The 19,887-nt window shown below is 51.7% G+C and carries 15 protein-coding genes; 10 read left to right on the top strand and 5 right to left on the bottom strand.

Annotated features, from left to right (window positions below; genetic code table 11):
* Positions 1-98: 98 nt before the first annotated feature.
* From AC6CHM_RS21005 to AC6CHM_RS21035, 7 genes are read left to right on the top strand one after another with little or no spacing between them, the layout of a single operon-like run.
* Positions 99-971 carry a carbohydrate ABC transporter permease gene (locus AC6CHM_RS21005; RefSeq protein WP_307282119.1) on the top strand — a complete coding sequence of 291 codons (873 nt, stop codon included), beginning with the start codon at positions 99-101 and terminating at the stop codon, positions 969-971.
* Between the two features lie 4 nt (positions 972-975).
* Positions 976-1,806, top strand: a complete 831-nt coding sequence (locus AC6CHM_RS21010; RefSeq protein WP_115051588.1) for an ABC transporter permease subunit — start codon at positions 976-978, stop codon at positions 1,804-1,806.
* 42 nt (positions 1,807-1,848) lie between these two features.
* The gene (locus AC6CHM_RS21015) at positions 1,849-2,847 is read left to right on the top strand and encodes an ABC transporter ATP-binding protein (protein ID WP_354342811.1); all 999 of its coding nucleotides are present in this window, start codon (positions 1,849-1,851) and stop codon (positions 2,845-2,847) included.
* A gap of 9 nt (positions 2,848-2,856) precedes the next feature.
* A complete protein-coding gene (locus AC6CHM_RS21020) occupies positions 2,857-3,633 on the top strand; it encodes an L-iditol 2-dehydrogenase (protein WP_498174613.1) in 777 nt (258 codons plus the stop codon).
* Positions 3,634-3,690: 57 nt separating this feature from the next.
* The gene (locus tag AC6CHM_RS21025) at positions 3,691-5,169 is read left to right on the top strand and encodes a mannitol dehydrogenase family protein (RefSeq protein WP_498174615.1); all 1,479 of its coding nucleotides are present in this window, start codon (positions 3,691-3,693) and stop codon (positions 5,167-5,169) included.
* Complete coding sequence (locus tag AC6CHM_RS21030; RefSeq protein WP_498174617.1) at positions 5,169-5,831, top strand: HAD family hydrolase; 663 nt, start codon at positions 5,169-5,171, stop codon at positions 5,829-5,831. The genes AC6CHM_RS21025 and AC6CHM_RS21030 overlap by 1 nt, the downstream gene beginning before the upstream one ends.
* 23 nt (positions 5,832-5,854) lie before the next feature.
* Positions 5,855-7,435 carry an FGGY-family carbohydrate kinase gene (locus AC6CHM_RS21035; protein ID WP_336442291.1) on the top strand — a complete coding sequence of 527 codons (1,581 nt, stop codon included), beginning with the start codon at positions 5,855-5,857 and terminating at the stop codon, positions 7,433-7,435.
* Positions 7,436-7,447: 12 nt separating this feature from the next.
* On the opposite strand, the gene polA is transcribed toward AC6CHM_RS21035, so the two are convergent.
* The gene (polA, locus tag AC6CHM_RS21040) at positions 7,448-10,399 is read right to left on the bottom strand and encodes a DNA polymerase I (protein WP_498174619.1); all 2,952 of its coding nucleotides are present in this window, start codon (positions 10,397-10,399) and stop codon (positions 7,448-7,450) included.
* 414 nt (positions 10,400-10,813) lie between these two features.
* Between polA and AC6CHM_RS21045 the strand changes: the two genes are divergently transcribed.
* Together AC6CHM_RS21045 and AC6CHM_RS21050 are read left to right on the top strand one after the other, a co-directional pair.
* Entirely contained in the window at positions 10,814-12,202 is a 1,389-nt protein-coding gene (locus AC6CHM_RS21045) for a M20/M25/M40 family metallo-hydrolase (RefSeq protein ID WP_498174621.1), read from the top strand.
* 13 nt (positions 12,203-12,215) lie between these two features.
* A complete protein-coding gene (locus AC6CHM_RS21050; RefSeq protein ID WP_354342801.1) occupies positions 12,216-12,833 on the top strand; it encodes a ribonuclease D in 618 nt (205 codons plus the stop codon).
* Between the two features lies 1 nt (position 12,834).
* Here the strand turns inward: AC6CHM_RS21050 and AC6CHM_RS21055 are convergent, their stop codons facing one another.
* From AC6CHM_RS21055 to AC6CHM_RS21070, 4 genes are all read right to left on the bottom strand, one after another.
* On the bottom strand, positions 12,835-13,947 hold the full coding sequence (locus tag AC6CHM_RS21055; protein ID WP_498174623.1) for an acyltransferase family protein: 1,113 nt from the start codon (positions 13,945-13,947) through the stop codon (positions 12,835-12,837).
* A gap of 606 nt (positions 13,948-14,553) precedes the next feature.
* Positions 14,554-15,666 (bottom strand): glycosyltransferase, encoded by a 1,113-nt coding sequence (locus AC6CHM_RS21060; protein ID WP_336442296.1) that lies wholly within the window; start codon positions 15,664-15,666, stop codon positions 14,554-14,556.
* Positions 15,667-15,688: 22 nt separating this feature from the next.
* On the bottom strand, positions 15,689-16,561 hold the full coding sequence (locus AC6CHM_RS21065; RefSeq protein ID WP_498174625.1) for a glycosyltransferase family 2 protein: 873 nt from the start codon (positions 16,559-16,561) through the stop codon (positions 15,689-15,691).
* Positions 16,562-16,753: 192 nt separating this feature from the next.
* Positions 16,754-17,485: a hypothetical protein gene (locus tag AC6CHM_RS21070; RefSeq protein WP_498174627.1), complete on the bottom strand. Its 732-nt coding sequence runs from the start codon at positions 17,483-17,485 to the stop codon at positions 16,754-16,756.
* Between the two features lie 203 nt (positions 17,486-17,688).
* Between AC6CHM_RS21070 and AC6CHM_RS21075 the strand changes: the two genes are divergently transcribed.
* Positions 17,689-19,863, top strand: a complete 2,175-nt coding sequence (locus AC6CHM_RS21075; RefSeq protein ID WP_498174629.1) for a transglycosylase domain-containing protein — start codon at positions 17,689-17,691, stop codon at positions 19,861-19,863.
* Positions 19,864-19,887 lie beyond the last annotated feature (24 nt).

Consider the following 19,887-nt stretch of genomic DNA (forward strand, 5'->3'; position numbering starts at 1 on the left):
TCCTCCTGGCTCCGGGCGGTTTCGGCGCAAATGCCGGAGCCGCCCGGGCCTCCTTTGCTCATCTGCATTTTCAATGATCGCTGTATTGGATCCTGACCATGGCTACGCTTCAGACACGCGCAACTGCCCGTATCATGATGTCGCCCGCCGTCATCCTCTTGTTCCTGTGGATGATCGTGCCGCTTGTCATGACGCTGTACTTTTCATTCCTGCGCTACAATCTCTTGATGCCGGGAACCGAAGAATATGTCGGCTTTCTCAATTACCAGTATTTTCTGACTGATCCCGCCTTCTTCACTGCCCTTGGCAATACCTTGCTTCTGGTTGGTGGAACATTGCTGATCACGGTGATTGGCGGCATTCTTTTGGCGATTGTTCTGGACCAGCCATTCTGGGGCCAAGGCATTGTCCGCCTTCTGGTCATCGCGCCATTCTTCGTTATGCCAACCGTCTCGGCATTGGTTTGGAAGAATATGCTCATGCATCCCGTCAACGGCTTGTTTGCCTGGATCGCACGATCCTTCGGGATTCAGCCGGTGGACTGGTTTGCGCAGGTTCCGCTGTTTTCGATTATCCTGATCGTTGCATGGCAGTGGTTGCCATTCGCAACGCTTATCCTGTTGACCGCATTGCAGTCGCTGGATGGCGAGCAAATAGAAGCGGCAGAAATGGATGGAGCCGGACCGATATCGCGTTTCATCTATCTGGTCCTTCCGCATCTTGCTCGCGCGATCACCGTTGTTATTCTAATTCAGACCATTTTTCTGCTGAGTGTTTTCGCTGAAATTCTGGTGACCACAAATGGGGGACCGGGCCTGCAGACCACAAACATTGCATATCTGATCTATTCACAAGCGCTTTTGCAATTCGATGTGGGTGGAGCTTCCGCTGGCGGTATTGTGGCGGTCATCCTCGCCAATATCGTTGCCTTCTTCCTCATTCGCCTCATCGGCAAGAACCTGGAGAGGTAGAAAAATGGCTCGGTCCGTTACCACGCAACGCAAACTCATCTTTACAATAATTGGATGGAGTATCGGGTTCCTGATCTTTTTCCCGATCCTGTGGACGTTTCTTACAAGCTTTAAGACGGAAGGAACGGCCGTGGCAACGCCGCCTCAGTTCCTGTTCTTCGATTGGACGCTGGAAAATTATCACGAAGTGCAGAGCCGGTCTGACTACGGCAAGCATGTTATGAATTCGATAGTCATTTCGGTCGGCTCGACACTGCTCGGCCTCGTATTGGCAATCCCGGCCGCTTGGGCGATGGCTTTTTCGCCAACCAAACACACCAAGGATATTTTGATGTGGATGCTATCCACCAAAATGATGCCTTCTGTCGGCGTGCTTGTTCCGCTCTACTTGATCTTCCGCGATTGGGGCCTGCTCGACTCGCGTCTCGGCCTTGTTGCGGTTCTCACCATGATCAATCTGCCGATCATTGTCTGGATGCTCTACACCTACTTCAAGGAGATACCAGGCGAGATACTCGAGGCTGCCCGTATGGACGGCGCATCGCTGATGAAAGAGATTATCTATGTGCTGACGCCCATGGCCATTCCCGGCATTGCTTCGACAATGTTGCTGAACATCATTCTGGCATGGAATGAGGCATTTTGGACGCTCAACCTAACAGCCGCAAATGCTGCGCCACTGACAGCTTTCATCGCCTCCTATTCCAGCCCCGAAGGGCTGTTCTGGGCAAAGTTGTCGGCTGCGTCCACCATGGCAATCGCCCCGATCCTGATTATGGGCTGGTTCAGCCAGAAGCAATTGGTTCGCGGTTTGACCTTTGGCGCCGTCAAATAATTTCTGACCTTTGGCCTCGCCAAAAGAGATGGGAACAATATTATGGGAAGCATAACACTTGAAAAAGTATCGAAGTCATTCGGTAGCACTTCGGTCATTCCGGAAATCGATCTTGAAATCAATGACGGCGAATTCGTTGTCTTCGTAGGGCCATCCGGCTGCGGAAAATCAACATTGCTGCGCATGATCGCTGGTCTGGAAGATTTGAGCGGTGGGCGTATCGTTATCGACGGTAAAGACATGTCCAACGAAGCGCCAGCCAAGCGCGGATTGTCGATGGTGTTTCAGTCATATGCGCTCTATCCGCATATGAGCGTCTACCAGAATATAGCTTTTCCGCTGAAGATGGATGGCCAGGAAAAGTCCGCGATCGACAAGAAGGTCAAGGACGCAGCACATATCCTCAATCTGACAAACTATCTCGATCGCAGGCCTGGACAACTATCGGGCGGTCAACGCCAGCGCGTTGCTATCGGCCGTGCTATTGTGCGTCAGCCGAAGGCGTTTCTATTTGACGAGCCGCTTTCCAATCTTGATGCGGCTCTTCGGGGCAATATGCGTCTCGAAATCAGCGATCTACATCATCAGCTAAAAACCACCATGATCTATGTGACGCATGATCAGGTGGAAGCCATGACAATGGCAGATAAGATCGTGGTGCTGAATGCAGGTCGCATTGAGCAAGTGGGATCGCCTCTGGAACTCTATAAGAGCCCGAAAAACGTCTTTGTAGCCGGGTTCATTGGATCACCGCGCATGAATTTGGTCGAAGGGCCAGCTGCTGCAAAACACAATGCGGTAACGTTGGGTGTACGGCCGGAACATGTCCAAATTTCCAAAACTGAGGGCTTATGGAAAGGCACTGTTGGAGTAACCGAGCATCTCGGGTCCGATACATTTATCCATGTACAGACCGAGAATACCGGAAAGATCACGGTGCGCACAGATGGCGATTTCGCTACGGAACATGGGCAGTCAGTGTACTTGACACCTGATCCATCCCGTTTGCATCTTTTTGATGCAAACGGCCAAGCCATATAGGCACTCGAAATGAGCAGGCTTGCGGGCAAGACGGCATTTATCACAGGTTCGGCACGAGGTATCGGCCGCGCATTTGCAGAGGCTTATATACGTGAAGGCATAGACCATGTGGTAATTGCTGACATCGATCTGGAGCGCGCGCAGCAAACCGCAACTGACCTGGGCAACAAGGCTCTTGCGGTCCGGCTTGATGTGACCAATCAGCAGTCCATCGATGCGGCAGTTACCAAAACGGTCGAGCATTTTGGCGGCGTCGATATCCTGATCAATAATGCAGCGCTTTTCGATCTCGCGCCAATCGTCGATATCACCCGCGATAGCTACAATAAATTGTTTGCAGTAAATTTTGCAGGAACACTTTTCACACTGCAAGCCGTTGCCAAAAACATGATTGCTCGCGGAAAAGGCGGCAAGATCATTAACATGGCCAGCCAGGCGGGGCGCCGCGGAGAGCCGCTTGTCGCTGTTTACTGTGCAACGAAGGCAGCAGTAGTAAGTCTTACCCAATCGGCAGGCCTCAACCTTATCAAGCACGGCATCAACGTGAATGCCATTGCGCCCGGTGTCGTTGATGGAGAGCACTGGGAAGGCGTGGATGCCCTCTTTGCAAAATACGAGAACAGGCCGCGTGGAGAAAAGAAGCGACTCGTTGGCGAAGCTGTACCATTCGGCAGGATGGGCACCGCAGACGATCTCGTTGGCATGGCCGTATTTCTGGCTTCAAGCGATAGCGATTACGTCGTCGCACAAACTTACAATGTCGATGGCGGCAACTGGATGAGCTGACTGCAAGTCGGTCGTGATGGACGCTTGCAGCATGAATGAAAAGAAGGGTTGATCCCGATGACAATTAAACTTTCGCAGAACGCTTTGTCCCAATTTTCGGCCAGTGTCAGCGTACCCAGTTACAAGCAATCGGATTTGAAAGCCGGGATTATTCACTTTGGTGTCGGGAATTTTCATCGTGCACATCAGGCGGTTTATCTTGATGAGTTGTTCAATGCAGGGACGGATCACGAATGGGGTCTGGTTGGTGCTGGGGTCCTGCCTTCCGATGAAATCATGCGTCAGAAACTCAAGGACCAAGACTGGCTTACAACTGTAGTTGAACAAGACAGCGGGCATCGCAAAGCATATGTCACGTCATCAATGATCGACTATATTCAGCCGGGTAACGCTGCAAACACAATTGCCCGTCTTGCTGATCCTGAAATCCGGATCGTGTCATTGACCATTACCGAAGGCGGTTATTTTATTGATCCGGCTTCAGGAAAATTCAATCCGCAACATCCTGCCATTGCGGCAGATGCGGCCAATATAGGCAGCCCGAAAACCGTTTTCGGCTTGATTTTGGCTGGCCTGATTCGTCGGCGCAGCGAGGGCACGCCTGCTTTTACGGTTATGTCTTGCGACAATATTCCAGGCAATGGCCACGTCACCAGCGATGCCATTTGTGGATTGGCGGCGCTGATTGATCCTGTACTTGCAGATTGGGTGAAGCAAAATGTGGCTTTCCCGAATGGGATGGTGGATCGTATTACACCAGCAACAACCGACCGCGAGCGCAACTTCCTGGCAACGGAATTTGGAGTTGAAGATAATTGGCCGGTATTTTGCGAACCGTTCAAGCAATGGGTGCTCGAGGATCATTTTCCAACTGGTCGTCCTGCGCTTGAAAAGGTCGGGGTGACGTTTGTCGAAGATGTTGCACCGTATGAATTAATGAAAATACGCATTCTCAATGGCGGGCACGCGGCAATCGCCTATCCGGCTTCACTCATGGACATCCATTTTGTTCACGAAGCGATGGAAGAGCCATTGATACGCAATTTTCTAACGAAGCTTGAGCGCGAAGAGATCATTCCGGTGTTGCCACCCGTACCTGATATGCCTTTCGATCAGTATTTTGATCTTATTATCCGGCGTTTTTCCAATCCAAAAATCGGCGATACCATCCAGCGACTTTGCCAAGATGGATCGAACCGCCAGCCAAAATTCATTCTGCCGACGACTGCCGACAGGTTGAGGGCAGGCGACAGCATTACCGGCCTATCCCTGGTGTCTGCGCTTTGGTGCCGGTTCTGCGCAGGGACAACGGATAGTGGCAAACCGACCGACTATCTGGATGCGAGCGCTGAGCGATTAAAGATCGAGGCTTTGAAGGCAAAGGGCGATCCGAAGGCATTCCTTGCCATGACAGATATTTTTGGCGATGTAGGGACAGCACCGGTTTTCGTCGAATCATTTTCGCGTATTCTCCGGACACTATGGGACAAGGGAGCACGTGAAACTTTGGAACTCTATCTTGAAAATAAACTCTAATGGCTGATCCCTCGCTTATTATTTTCGATTGCGATGGCGTTCTGGTCGACAGTGAACCTATCTCCATAGCGGTGCTGCTGGAGATGATCGCCAAAAGCGGTGTCACCATGTCAGAAGATGATGCCTATGATCGTTTTCTTGGTCGTAGCATGGCGACCATTAGCAAGATTCTCCACGAAGAATACGGTTTCGCTGCCAGCGAAGCCGACCTCGACGAAATGCGGACCAATCTCTATTCGCGCTTCGAATTGGATCTCCAGCCCATCCCCGGCATCGCTGATACATTGAAGAAATTGCCACAGCGCCGCTGTGTTGCTTCGTCGAGCCAGCCAGAACGCATTCGTTTATCGCTAAGGTTGACCGGGCTCATCGACCTGCTTGATCCGCATATTTTCAGCGCCACTATGGTCAAGAATGGCAAGCCCGCTCCAGACCTGTTTTTATTTGCTGCGAACACAATGAATGTCGATCCGGCTGAATGTGTGGTGATCGAAGACAGTCCAGCAGGTATACAAGCTGCCAAAGCGGCGGGTATGCGCGTTTTCGCATTTACGGGCGGGACGCATTCCCGCGGTGGCAGGCTGGAGTCAACGCTTGCGTCTCTTGGCCCAGACCTTATATTCGACGACATGTTGCAATTGCCTGACCTACTCAAGTCGTAGGAAGCCGTACTGAAAGTTCGTTGATGCCGCAATTTGTCTGCGCTGTAGATGTTGGTACAGGAAGCGCCCGTGCGGGCATTCTGGATGCAAATGGCAACCTTCTGGGCCGCGTGGAGCACCCAATCTTAATGAATCGCCCAATGGGTGATCATGCCGAGCACGATTCGGAAGATATATGGAAATCTGTATGTATTTCTGTGCAAGGCGCGATTGCGGCGGCTAAAATTGATCCTGCAGATGTGGTGGGCTTGAGTTTTGATGCCACCTGTTCATTGGTCGTTCGCGATACGCATGGCAAGCAGCTTACCGTCTCAACATCTGGCGAGCAGCGCTGGGATACAATTGTCTGGCTCGATCATCGCGCTTTGGACGAAGCCGATGAATGCACGGCAACGGGCCACAAAGTCCTCGATTTTCTGGGCGGTGTCATGTCGCCGGAAATGCAGACGCCAAAATTGATGTGGTTGAAGCGTCATTTGCCGACCACTTGGAACAAGACGGGGTATTTTTTTGATCTGGCCGATTATTTGAGCTGGAAAGCAACAGGATCGTTGGCGCGGTCGCAATGCACGTTAACCTGTAAGTGGACCTATCTCGCGCATGAAAAGCAGGGCTGGCAGGTAGATTATCTGGAAGCAATCGGCTTGGAGGACTTGATTGAACGCGGCAATCTTCCGGACGTCGCAAGTCCTGTGGCAACGGATTTAGGCGCACTGACAAGCGAAGCGGCAAAAGAGTTGGGCCTCACGCCAAACTGTCATGTAGGAGCCGGACTCATTGATGCATTCGCCGGCTCGCTTGGCGTTCTAGGTGGCTTTGCTGGCGATCTTTCACAGATTGATCGCCATCTTGCGCTGATAGCTGGAACGTCAAGCTGCCTGATGGCCTTGTCCCGGGAGCCGATCTCGTTTCGCGGTGGTTGGGGCCCCTATCACGGCGTTGCACTTCCAGATGTTTGGCTGAGCGAAGGCGGTCAATCCGTAACTGGTGCCTTACTCGACCATATTATCCGCTGGCATGGGGCTGGAGGCGAGCCAAGTGGCGATGTGCACAGAAAGATCACAGCACGTATCATGGAGCTTCGTGCAACCGAGCCGGATCTCGCAAATCGTTTACACGTCCTGCCCGACTTCCATGGAAACCGTTCGCCGCTGGCTGACCCGCATGCGGTCGGGGTTATCAGTGGTCTGACACTTGATTCATCCTTCGACAGCCTGTGCCGTCTTTATTGGCGTACTGCTATCGGCATATCGCTCGGCGTGCGCCATATTCTGGATGCGTTCAATGACAAGGGTTACGCAATCGACACGATGCATGTCACTGGCGGCCACATCAAGAGCCCGCTGCTTATGGAGCTTTATGCCGATGCGACCGGCTGTACGGTTATAACCTCTGCGGCGGAAGACGCGGTGCTCCTTGGCACAGCGATGGTAGCTGCGGCGGCTGCGGGGGTGTATGCTGATCTACCTTCGGCCTGCACAGCGATGAAGCAGGGCGGGCATGTCCGTCGACCTGATCCGGCAGCGCGTCAGCGCCTTGATCGCGACTATCGAATCTTCCTTGAAATGCATGCCCAGCGCAAAGCATTGGACGCTTTGCAGTAACTGGGAAGGGCTCTAATGCGCCGCTTCCCAGTTATGCGCAGCACGTGCATCCACCTGTAGTGGAACTGATAACGCAATTGCTGGCATGGCCGCGTTTTCCATCACTTCGCGAATAACAGGAAGCGTTGCCTCCACCTCATCCTCAATGGTCTCGAAAACCAATTCATCATGCACTTGAAGCAGCATGCGCGCCGTGAGTTTTGCATCTTTTAAAGCGGCATCCATGCGTACCATTGCCCGGCGAATAATATCCGCTGCAGAGCCTTGAATGGGTGCATTGATCGCTGCACGTTCGTTGAACGCGCGCAGTTGCGGATTTGACGAACGAATTTCGGGATAATGCGCACGGCGGCCAAAAATGGTTTCGACATAGCCGTGTTGACGGGCAAAGGCTTTCGTCGCTTCCATATAATCCTTGATCCCCGGGAAGCGTTCAAAATAGGTCCGGATGTATTGGCTGGCCTCTTCGCGCGGAATGGAGAGCTGGTTGGCAAGACCGAATGCGGAAATACCGTAGATAATGCCGAAGTTGATGGCCTTTGCGCGTCGTCGCACTTCCGAAGGCATGCCTTCCACCGGGACGCCGAACATTTCAGAAGCGGTCATAGCATGAATGTCGATGCCATCGGCAAAGGCCTGAGTCAGCTGTGGAATTTCCGCAACATGTGCAAGCACACGGAGTTCGATCTGGCTATAATCTGCCGATATCAGCTTATTACCGGGCGCGGCTATAAAGGCCGTACGGATTTTGCGCCCCTCGGTGGTGCGAACCGGAATGTTTTGCAGATTGGGCTCTGAGGACGACAGACGCCCTGTCGAGGTTGCGGCCATGGCATAGGACGTATGGACCCGCTTGGTGTCGGGATGAATGTAGCCGGGAAGGGCGTCGGTATAAGTTGATTTCAGCTTTGTCAGCTGACGCCAGTCAACGACTTTGCGAGGTAGTTCATGGCCCTCAGCGGCTAAGTCTTCGAGAAGCTGAGCAGATGTTGACCACTGCCCAGTTTTCGTCTTCGATCCCCCCGGCAGCCCCATTTTTCCGAACAGGATATCACCCATCTGCTTGGGAGACCCGATATTGATCTTCTCTCCTGCAAGTTTGTAGATTTCGTCCTCGATAGCCGCTGCTGACTGTGCGAGATCACCTGACAAGCGAGACAGAATCTGTCGGTCGACAGAAATCCCTCGTTCCTCCATACGGGCGAGCACAGGAATAAGGGGCCGTTCGAGCCGCTCGTAAACCGAGGAGAGGCCATCGGCGACAAGCCGAGGCTTCAGAAGCCGCCATAGCCGCAAAGTAACGTCTGCATCCTCAGCGGCGTATTCGGTGGCTCTTTCTATTTCAACTTTGTCAAATGTGAGTGAGGATTTACCAGAGCCGACCAAATCCTTGTAAGACAAAGGCTTGTGGCCCAGCCATCGGTCACACAGACTATCCATGGTATGGTGACCTTCGCCAGCATCCAACACATAGGAAATAAGCATGGTGTCATCGACCGGATGAAGATCAATGCCGTGACGATGCATGACCAGCCACTCATACTTCATGGCATGGGCAATTTTGAGAACCGATGCGTCTTCAAGCATCGGCTTCAACAGACGGAAAACCTCTGCTTCAGGAATCTGATGTTCAAGCAGTCCACCGCCAAGCAGATCGCCGTCGCGTGATTTATGATTGATTGGAATATACGCAGCCTTGCCCGGCCGCGTGGCGAGGGACAGGCCCACAATTTCGGTCTGCATTGGATCGGCGGATGTTGTCTCCGTATCGAAAGCGACGATACCCGACGCCATGGCTTCATCAATCCAGATTTGCAGCGAGGCAACATCGCGAATCGTTGTGTAGGCACTGCGATCAATTTTGGCTGACAACGCTTCGTCGGTGCGAGCCTTTACAAGGTCAGCAGGTGTAGCGGACACGTTTGATGATGGCGGTTTGCTGGAGACAACCATCTGGCTTGATGCGGTTGCAGCTTCAGGGCTGGCATCAGATCCAGCACTATCTAAATCCGGGCCGCGGGCTTCGGCGACGGCCTCAATCTTAAGGTTGGCAGCTTCAATTTCGCTGGCGTCCACTCCGGTTGCCTCGGCAGCGCGACGTGTCAGGGCGTTGAATTCCATCGATTTGAAAAATGCAACCAGCTTTGGTCCGTTCTGAGGCTCGAGTCCGAAATCCTCAAGACCTACGTCAATGGGCGTATCGGTTTTCAGGGTCACAAGCTGGCGGGATATCAATGCCTGCTCGGCATACTGGATTATGTTCTCGCGTCGTTTCTGCTGTTTGATTTCTCCGGCACGCGCAAGCAGCGTATCGAGATCACCAAACTCCTCCAGCAACTGCGCCGCTGTTTTTGGTCCAATACCGGGAATTCCAGGAACATTATCGGTCGAATCGCCCGTCATTGCCTGTAGATCAATCATTTTTTCGGGCGGCACGCCCCACTTCTCGATTACCTCAGGAATGCCGATCTGCTTGTCCTTCATGCTGTCATACATGGACACCAGCGGCGTAACGAGCTGCATCAAATCCTTGTCTGATGAAATAATCGTAACTTCTGCTCCCACAGCTTCTGCCATACGGGCATAGGTGGCGATGAGATCGTCAGCCTCATAACCTTCCTTCTCAATACACGGCAGATTAAAGGCTTTTGTTGCTTGCCGGATCAAACCGAATTGCGGGATCAAGTCTTCCGGAGGGGCAGAGCGGTTTGCCTTGTACTCCGGATAAATTTCCTTGCGGAAGGTGGTCGAGGAATAATCGAAAATTACTGCGAAGTGTGTGGGCGTATCGCGTACAGACGTGTCTCGCGCTTCCCGCAACAGCTTCCACAACATGTTACAAAAACCTGAAACGGCGCCGACCGGCAGGCCATCCGATTTCCGCGTCAGGGGCGGAAGAGCGTGGTAGGCGCGGAAAATATAGCCGGAGCCGTCGACGAGGAAGAGATGATCACCTTTTTTCATGGCAACAGAAATAAATGAACATGGTAAAAAAGGAAATGACGAGTTGTGTTGTTTCCAGCGACTCCTGTGGGCATCCTGACGTTAATTTCGCTTCACGCCTTTGTTACAAAGATGTAATCTTCTGTGCCCTTGAATTGCCACGGTTTACCCCCCAAATCCAGTTCATCGACATTAGATCGATCGCTGGTCTTTAAGGCTCGTCCCCCGCCTGACACCAGTGTCGCAGCCTCCCATTCCCCTCTCCAGGGTGGCTGCAAATGAGTGTAGTAGTGATCTGGTCGCCTTTGGTCCCCCCGCCAAGGCGGCCATTTCTTTTATAGCGTGCCGCCCTGCCATTTTTTTATGCCGTTGGCTTGAAAATACGCTAAGAAGAGCTCCCTTCACGAATCCCGGTCAATGAACTCAGGAAATATTATGTCAGCTCTCGAACCTGTCTTGAATGCGCTTGATACAAACCTCGACAAGAGCTTGGAGCGCCTTTTTGATCTGCTGAGAATCAAGTCCATTTCAACTGATCCGGCGTTCAAAGCGGATTGTCGCAAAGCCGCTGAATGGCTGGTAGCCGATCTGCAATCGATTGGATTTGAAGCAAGTATACGCGACACGCCGGGTCATCCGATGGTTGTCGCACATCATGCTGGCCCTAGCGAAGATGCTCCCCATGTGCTTTTTTACGGCCACTATGATGTCCAGCCTGTCGATCCTCTCGAATTGTGGGAAAACGATCCATTCGATCCTGCGATCAAGGACATGGGCAATGGCCGCAAAATTCTGACCGGTCGCGGCACATCTGACGACAAGGGCCAGTTGATGACCTTTGTTGAAGCCTGCCGTGCTTATAAAGCGGTACATGGCCAATTGCCGATAAAGGTTTCCATTCTGTTTGAAGGCGAAGAAGAATCGGGCTCGCCGTCTCTCAAGCCATTTCTTGAGTCGCACAAGAATGAGCTGAAGGCCGATTTTGCACTCGTCTGCGACACTGGAATGTGGGATTCGGAAACGCCTGCGATTTCTGTCGGGCTGCGCGGATTAGTTGGCGAAGAGATTATTGTCAAAGCGGCCGACCGGGACTTGCATTCCGGTATGTTTGGCGGCGCAGCGGCAAACCCGATCCGCATCCTTACTAAAATTCTCGCTGATATTCATGACGAGAATGGCGCGGTGACGATCCCTGGTTTCTATGATGGCGTTGAAGAAACACCCACGCAAATATTGCAGATGTGGGAAGGGCTCGATGCCACGCCGGAAAACTTTCTTGGTCCTGTTGGTCTTTCTATACCATCAGGCGAGCAGGGCCGTTCAATCCTTGAACTGATATGGGCGCGTCCGACCGCCGAATTTAACGGCATAACCGGCGGTTACACGGGACAAGGGTTCAAAACCGTCATTGCGGCCCAAGCCTCTGCAAAAGTATCGTTCAGATTGGTGCACAAGCAAAGTCCGGCGAAAATCCGCGAGGCTTTCCGCGCCTTTGTCCAAGCGCGTGTTCCTGCCGATTGCACAGTTGAGTTCCATGAGCATGGTGGATCACCCGCCATCCAGCTTTCCTACGAATCGCCGCTGCTTTCCAAGGCAAAAAATGCCCTGAGCGATGAATGGCCAAACCCGGCAGTGCTGATTGCAATGGGTGGCTCAATTCCGATTGTTGGTGACTTCCAGAATATGCTGGGCATGGAATCTTTGCTCGTAGGCTACGGCCTCGAAGATGACCGGATTCATTCTCCGAATGAGAAATATGAATTGAATTCATTCCACAAAGGCCAGCGGTCTTGGGCGCGCATTCTCGACGCCCTCGCGAAATAAACAGGAAAAGAATATGACCATTCGCTTTCACCGCCATGACCTGCCTGACCTGAGCAACTATCAGGTCGATGCGGTTGCCATCGATACCGAGACACTTGGTCTCAATCCGCATCGCGACAGGCTTTGTGTCGTTCAAATTTCACCTGGCGATGGTACAGCGGACGTTATCCAGATCGATAAGGGACAGAAAAGTGCTCCGAATTTGGAGAGGCTGCTGGGCGATAATGCCGTCACCAAGATTTTTCACTTCGGACGTTTTGACCTTGCAGTTCTATTTCATACGTTTGGCATCATGCCGAAACCTGTCTTCTGCACCAAGATCGCATCCCGGCTGATACGCACCTATACGGATCGCCACGGATTGAAAGAGATTTGCAGTGAACTGCTGGAAATCAACCTTTCCAAACAACAGCAGTCTTCAGATTGGGGTGCACCGCAACTCAGTCAGGCACAGCTGGAATATGCGGCCTCCGACGTTCTTTATCTGCATCGCCTGCGAACCATTCTCCAGCAGCGTCTGGAACGGGACGGGAGAGCAGAAGAGGCGATGGCTTGTTTTGAGTTTTTGCCTACCCGCGCCAAACTGGATTTGATGGGATGGGACGAGCAGGACATTTTTGCGCATAGCTGAGTTATTGCGCGGCGGTGGCTTGAGCTGTTTCCTGGTGTGGAGCGCGATCTACATGCGCCCAAGCCGGTCTTTTGAATAGAAATTCCCCATAGCCAGTGAGTTGAATGATTCTATAAAGAATGACCGGACCGATGACGCCGCTCATCACCGTCAGTAGTGAAATAGTGCCAATATCAGTGATGATTCCAGTTTTAAGCAATATAGTGCGAGCGGCTGCCATGGGCAGAAAGAAGGCCAGGTACACCACGATTGAGTGAGCACCAAGCCAGCGCAGCGTTGCAGTTATGGGCTTCCATGGCACACTTGCAATAAGAGCTGAGCTTGAAACAATAGCCAGTGCTCCAGCAAAGCCGGCGATCAACGAGATAACCGGCACACTTGCCCAACCACCAAGCCCGCCCGAAGTATAAGTCTCTTGTGGTATCCACGCGCTAAATGGTGCCGGTGCAGGATGGAAGACCAGCCACTCGTTTAAGACAGCCCATGCACCTAGAATGATTGCAGCAATAGCGGGGCTTGCCCGCAATTTCTCGGCCAGTTTGAAGATTGCTGGAGCAAATGCATATCCTGCAAAAAAATACACATATCGGCTGCAAAACTCGTCAATAACAAGCCATCCCGTGTGGATCGGCAACGTTTCTAAAAGTGCCGATGCTGCAAAGACCAGCCAGACATTTGTCGTCTTCAGCAATCGGGTAACGATAAAGAACACCGGCAACAAATATATGAACCACAATGTGCCAAATGGTTGCACAAATGCGAGCAGATAAGCCGATATGGCACCCGTCGCTCCGTCTTGCGCCACAACCCCTGGTGCCTTGAACACAAATTGAATGGTTAGCCAAAGCACGTAGAAATAGGCAAAATGCACGACCTTTCGATCAATATAGCGCAGCCACGAGCGGTTAATGACGACGCTTAGGAAAAGCCCCGATATCAAAAAGAAATCTGGCATCCGAAATGGCTGAGCAAATGCTACAACCGGATGCATCCACCCATGCGTGCCAGTCTCGTTCTCTACACCCAGAACAGAATGCATCATCACTACAAAAATGATGCAGATACCTTTGGCAATGTCGACCCAGTCTACCCGCATCTTTTCCACGGTACTCATTCGTCGTGCTCCCTCACCATTCGTCTTTGATACGCGAAGATTCAGAATAGGAAGTAAAATTCAGGTGATGGACGAATGCCCGAAGATGTTTCCATAAAACATGATTGCTAGACCGTATTTCGAGCGATCGAATTTTTATTGTAATTATCAGAAGTCGTTCTTCGGAGTGCTACGCGTACGAGACTGTACAAGGCACAAAAAAGCCGGGCAAGAGCCCGGCGAATTGTGAACGCTAATGCGTCCAGAGGGGAACACGCAACGAGCGAAAAATGGGAGGAGAACCGCTCGTTACGCAAGGATTAAAGTATAGCTGATAAAGGAAATATTCAAGAGCCTGCAAATAATAATCTTTTGCTATTGAGCAGCCGGAGATTGTTTTTCAAATTCTTGGCTGTCCTTGCATACCCCGTGTCCTCGTAACTGGCACCCGCCAAGACGGTATTGCGCCTCTGAGTCGGGTGAGGGACTGAGGCGCTTAATGGCACCGCCACCGCATCCGCTAATTCCAATCGTGAGAACTACAAGCATGATAAGGCGCATGAACATTCCTCATTGATACGCAAGATTAACCCCAGCAGATGGATTTCTCAACTGGCGGCAGGTCATTCAAAGCAGCGGACGAAATTGTCCCAAAGATGGCTTTTCCGGCATGCGGGCAAGTTCTTCAAGTTGATTCATCGCACCTGCAAGAGTGAAGCGCTGAAAAAGCCAAGGCTCAACTTTATATGGTAAAGTTTCGAAAAGCGCGATTTTGTCGGACAGCGCTTGGGCGTCGCCGGTGGGAACGAGCCATTGTGCGTAGGAGTCTGTGAGGATCTCTGCCGGTCCATAGGGGCAATCGGTGGATATGATAGGCGTTCCCGAGATAAGACTTTCGACCAGAACGTTTGGAAAGCCTTCAAAATCGGATGACAGCAATAAAGCATCTGCGCGCGCCATATAGGAAAAGGGGTTGTCGCGAAAGTTAAGGGCAGCCACTCGATCTTCCAATGCATATTGCCGCGCAAGTTGCATGGCTTCATCGGGCTTATCAGTCAAAAGCAAGAGCCTGCGTGTTGATCCGCTGCCCTTCAACGCTTCGAACAGCACGTCATGGCGTTTGGCCGCAGCAAATCGGCCCACATGGATATAATACGGTTCGGAGGGCAAATCGGCAGGCTTTTCAGCTGCCAATTTGCGTATGTGTTCAACATTGTAGCCATTATGTATCAGCGTTGCGCTGGATGGGATGGCATCCAGTTTTGCAAGATCGTCAATCACGCCCTTTGATACGCCTATGACCGGTTTTCCGTGATAGATACTAGATAAAAGCCGCGCGCGCCGCCGCCGTTTTCGAAGATCGGACACGCCCGCAATAAGCTCTGATGTCGCAATATGTATCCAATGATGTACGTTTATTAGCCCGGCTCTGGCTACAACGCGGTCAGCCGGCGTGAGCGAAGAAGAAACAAAATCAAAGGGCTGAAGGCGTGAGGCCTGTTTGAACCACTGCCGCAGACGTAACGCGGATTTTATCTGTTGAACGAAACCACTTAGCCTGGTCGTCGAGCGATCCAAAACCTCAAAGTCAACCCCGTCTGGGATGGTCCTTGTCTCGCCATCTACAAGTGCCAAAATCTTGACCTTGTGACCGCGACGCGCCAACTCCCCTGCATAACGGAGCCGTGAATAGGTGACTCCGTTCGGCCCGAGATCTGCTATAATAAAAAGAAAACGCATCAGCCATCGTCCTATCGGAGCATCACGGGCGCGCGAAGAGTCCCAGCTCTGTAAATTGACGGGAATCTCGAAACCTTATGGAGTCCGGCCCAATCAAGCTCACATTTTCTTCGGCACCAAGCACGTCAACCACGTTTTTGTAAACATGTGAGCCACCATAATATTGCGCGTCCGCAACAGCGGCCTGCGCGAAAAGCAAGGCATCACTGAAAAATTTGAAATGCAATAGCGAGCCATAAATAGGAGAAAAATTGCGATAGAATGGCAATGGCTTGTGAATACTGGAAGCGAACGCCATCGTCGTCTCCACGTATAGAAGCGGGTATTTCATCAATTCAACATGTTCCTTGAGAATACGTCCGCGGGGGCCACCCGTTAAAGACATGAAACGGTTATCCGCGCTCATGCGATAGCCGGATGCGTCAAACATATCGGCAATTTTCCAAGGCATGATCTCGCTGGAACCATCGAACACTGCCGATGACAGCGGGCCCGAAGGATAAAGGTCAATCATGGGCGCTGGACAATGCCTAATGCCCTTCAGCTCAAGATTTGCAATGAGCTCCGGTAACGGTTCTTGTTCGCAATTGTCATAAATGAAATATTCATCGCAATCGACATTAAGATACCAGCGATTGATTCCATACAGTTTCAGAAGTTCATGTCTCCAGAGCTTCCCACGGTCAGCTTCCCCATAGCGTAGGGGTGACTTGAAGAGATCGACATCGGGCTGTTGCAGCAATATGTCCCGGGTAGCATCAGACGAATTATCATCGATACATAGGAAGCGTGTGACACCAATTTTGCGATAGTGAGACAGAAATGAGGGCAGGAAATTTACGCTATTGCGCGTCAGGAAAATGAGTGGAATGTCCGTATTCTGTAACGGGCGCATTCCAGAACCAAGAGGTGATATCGCGGCAACATTATTTTTTCGGCGCTTCAATCGCGTCTCGATCCGCCACGAATCCAGACGGCTCCTCAGCCTTTGAAAAAGACTGCGTTCGATTGCCGGTGAGCCCTTGTCGGGAAATGCCAAATTCGTTTCTGACAATGTAAAAAGCGTGTCCGATTGCGGTATTGAGTTTTATGTCAGCACGTAAAGACCATGTGCATATGCGCCCACCAATACCAACATAAAAATGCTTATAATCAAGGCATTAATGCCATTCTTATGCTCACTGTGGCGAGAATGCTGGTAACACAGGCCCGCCGCTGTAACCATTAATGCAAGATAGCTTGCGCTTTCCGCAATCTCTTCTTTTATCTGCATGGAAACTGTGCCGTGCTGTGAATCACAATAGGCACCAATAAGAAGAAAAATTGCCGCGACGTAGAATGGCCAAGCAGATTTGCTGAAAACAAATCGCGCAATTTCGCCAACTGTCCGCCAGCGAAAGGCCAGATAAACACATGCCACCGCAATTATTATAATAGCTTCGTGAATGCGGAATACTTTGCTGTTCATATAGGTCGTTATTGGACCCACGCGATCAACCTCAAGCTCACGCAGGAAAAAAACGATACAAAGCACACCCATGCCAATGGAAAACATTCGGCCAGCTTTATGCTGGAGCAGGCCTGCGATGAGGAACAGGGCAGTTGCACCGGCGATATATGCCAGCTGGAAAGTTTCAATCGCACCCGACTCATCCAGCGAAACAGAAACGTCCAGCGGGTCGATTGAAAACGCGAAATAACCGATGTTGATAACGAGTGCAGCCAGTAAAAGCAGCGCGAAACCCGTTGTGAACTTTGCCTGTTCCATGTCACGGACCTTATAAGACAGCGAAGCGCCGAGACCTAAAGGAAGCTGCACACTATCGCAACCCTTTAGTGTAATAGTCGCAAAAACTGCAACTGCACACGATAGAGCTGCTTTGGCTGGCCTGTCTTAGCGCCGCTGTTTTGTTAAATGAATTTAACTTCACTGGTCCTTAACCGCACCTTAAATCGCCGCATTTACTCTGCAACGCGTGGCTATCACTCCAGATGGGTACAACGGCGCGGAATTTATCATCAATGGCACCACGCGATAAAGGCAGGCAACGCATCGAACCCGGCTTTGGCTCCGGTCGAGATTCGAGCGATGACATGCGTGCAGATCCGGAGGATAGGCCCGTGGCAAAACGCAAATCGACAGTGCGCAAAGTCTCAAAGTCAAAGCGTAGCAGTTCACGCCGCGGCAAAAACGGCAGTGGATTTATTGGGTTGGTGCGCCGTGCAGTTTATTGGTCGTTTGTTTTATGCATTTGGGGTGGAATCGCTCTGACAGGCACGGTTCTCTATTTCGCCGCCAAGATGCCCCAGACGACGACATGGACCATTCCTGACCGTGCACCCAACGTTAGGATAGTTTCCGTGGAAGGCGAACTGATCGCCAATCGTGGCGCTTCGGGCGGAGAGGCAATCGGGCTGCATGATATGTCGCCCTATATACCTGAGGCGGTTATTGCCATTGAAGATCGCCGGTTCTATTCGCATTTTGGCGTCGATCCTATTGGCTTTGCCCGGGCGATGGTAACCAATGTGATTTCGGGTCGCTTGGTACAGGGGGGCTCGACGATCACCCAGCAGTTGGCCAAGAATCTTTTCCTGACACCTGATCGCACCCTTGAACGCAAGGTTCAGGAGGTATTGCTGGCGCTGTGGCTGGAGCAGAAATATACCAAGACACAAATCCTGGAGATGTATCTTAATCGGGTCTATCTGGGGTCTGGCTCTTATGGTGTGGCCGCTGCATCGCACCGGTACTTCAACAAATCAGCCAAAGAAGTGACCTTGCCAGAAGCTGCGCTGCTTGCGGGTCTGCTAAAGGCTCCTTCGCGTTTGTCACCTGCACGTGATCCAAAAGCTGCCCGCGAACGTTCGCAATTGGTGCTTGCTGCAATGCGTGAGCAAGGCATGATCGGCGTTGACGAATTGGATGTGGCTATGAAGCAGCCTACAGCACGCGCCGCTTCCTATTGGTCAGGATCAGAACAGTATGTTGCTGACCGCGTCATGGAGGAGTTGCCAAATCTAATCGGCGACGTATCGAATGATATTGTGGTTGATACCACTGTGGATCTTGGCTTGCAGAAGTTGGGAGAAGCATCGATCCGCGATCTCATCAGTAAAAACGGTGAGAAGTTGAATGTTTCGCAAGGCGCGCTGGTCTCAGTTGATGGAACAGGCGCCGTGCGCGCGCTCGTAGGCGGGTATGATTACGCCAACAGTCAGTTTGACCGGGCCAGCGAGGCAAAGCGCCAGCCGGGATCGGCCTTCAAGCCTTTCGTTTATCTTTCTGCTTTGGAAAAGGGACTTACGCCGGAATCTATTCGCAATGATGCGCCAATCCGCATCGGCAAATGGACACCAGGAAATTACAATGGAAAATATTTTGGCAAAGTAACATTGGCTGAAGCACTGGCCCGCTCGCTCAATTCCGTATCTGCGCAACTTGTCATGGAAGTGGGACCTGCAACCGTTGTCTCAACGGCTCATCGTCTTGGCATTGATTCCAGCCTTACGTCGAATGCTTCGCTGGCCCTCGGCACATCTGAAGTAACTTTGTTGGAACTGACAGATTCCTTTGTCCCATTTGCCAATGGAGGCTACAAGGCGCCTGTCCACATTATTCGCCGTGTCACCACGAATAGCGGTAAGCTGCTTTTTGAGTATAAGGGGCCGACACCGGACCGTGTTGTAAGCCCGCGCAATCTCAGCATGATGAACGCCATGTTGAGCCAGACTATCGAGACTGGCACGGCAACCAAGGCAAGATTTGGCTGGCCGGCAGCTGGCAAGACCGGAACCAGCCAGAACTTCCGTGATGCCTGGTTTATTGGCTATACGTCCAATCTGACGACAGGAGTGTGGTTCGGCAACGATAACGGCAAGCCAACGAAGAAGATCACCGGCGGATCGTTACCGGCAATCGCTTGGAAAGATTTCATGGTGGCAGCCCATAAGGGTGTTCCCATCACACCGCTTCCCGGAGATTATCGCCTCGATAAATTGATCGAAGAGGGCAATGATATTTTGCCTGATTCGGGTGTTGATCCTTCAGCTCCATCAGCACAACTCGACCCCGGCACGCAGGTTGGACTTGGCGACCAGACTGGATCTACGAGACCTATTCCACCGGGAGACGTGGGTCAAAACGGTCAGGCAGGTCGCAAGACAACGCTGTTCGATCTCATCATGGGAAATTGAACGAGCGATACCAAGCGTCTTGCC

The organism is Phyllobacterium sp. GQ127 (assembly GCF_059758635.1).

Coding starts and splice junctions, on each gene's coding strand:
- AC6CHM_RS21005 (WP_307282119.1), top strand. CDS start 99: ATGGCTACGCTTCAGACACGCGCAACTGCCCGTATCATGATGTCGCCC.
- AC6CHM_RS21010 (WP_115051588.1), top strand. CDS start 976: ATGGCTCGGTCCGTTACCACGCAACGCAAACTCATCTTTACAATAATT.
- AC6CHM_RS21015 (WP_354342811.1), top strand. CDS start 1,849: ATGGGAAGCATAACACTTGAAAAAGTATCGAAGTCATTCGGTAGCACT.
- AC6CHM_RS21020 (WP_498174613.1), top strand. CDS start 2,857: ATGAGCAGGCTTGCGGGCAAGACGGCATTTATCACAGGTTCGGCACGA.
- AC6CHM_RS21025 (WP_498174615.1), top strand. CDS start 3,691: ATGACAATTAAACTTTCGCAGAACGCTTTGTCCCAATTTTCGGCCAGT.
- AC6CHM_RS21030 (WP_498174617.1), top strand. CDS start 5,169: ATGGCTGATCCCTCGCTTATTATTTTCGATTGCGATGGCGTTCTGGTC.
- AC6CHM_RS21035 (WP_336442291.1), top strand. CDS start 5,855: ATGCCGCAATTTGTCTGCGCTGTAGATGTTGGTACAGGAAGCGCCCGT.
- polA (WP_498174619.1), bottom strand. CDS start 10,399: ATGAAAAAAGGTGATCATCTCTTCCTCGTCGACGGCTCCGGCTATATT.
- AC6CHM_RS21045 (WP_498174621.1), top strand. CDS start 10,814: ATGTCAGCTCTCGAACCTGTCTTGAATGCGCTTGATACAAACCTCGAC.
- AC6CHM_RS21050 (WP_354342801.1), top strand. CDS start 12,216: ATGACCATTCGCTTTCACCGCCATGACCTGCCTGACCTGAGCAACTAT.
- AC6CHM_RS21055 (WP_498174623.1), bottom strand. CDS start 13,947: ATGAGTACCGTGGAAAAGATGCGGGTAGACTGGGTCGACATTGCCAAA.
- AC6CHM_RS21060 (WP_336442296.1), bottom strand. CDS start 15,666: ATGCGTTTTCTTTTTATTATAGCAGATCTCGGGCCGAACGGAGTCACC.
- AC6CHM_RS21065 (WP_498174625.1), bottom strand. CDS start 16,561: ATGCGCCCGTTACAGAATACGGACATTCCACTCATTTTCCTGACGCGC.
- AC6CHM_RS21075 (WP_498174629.1), top strand. CDS start 17,689: ATGGCACCACGCGATAAAGGCAGGCAACGCATCGAACCCGGCTTTGGC.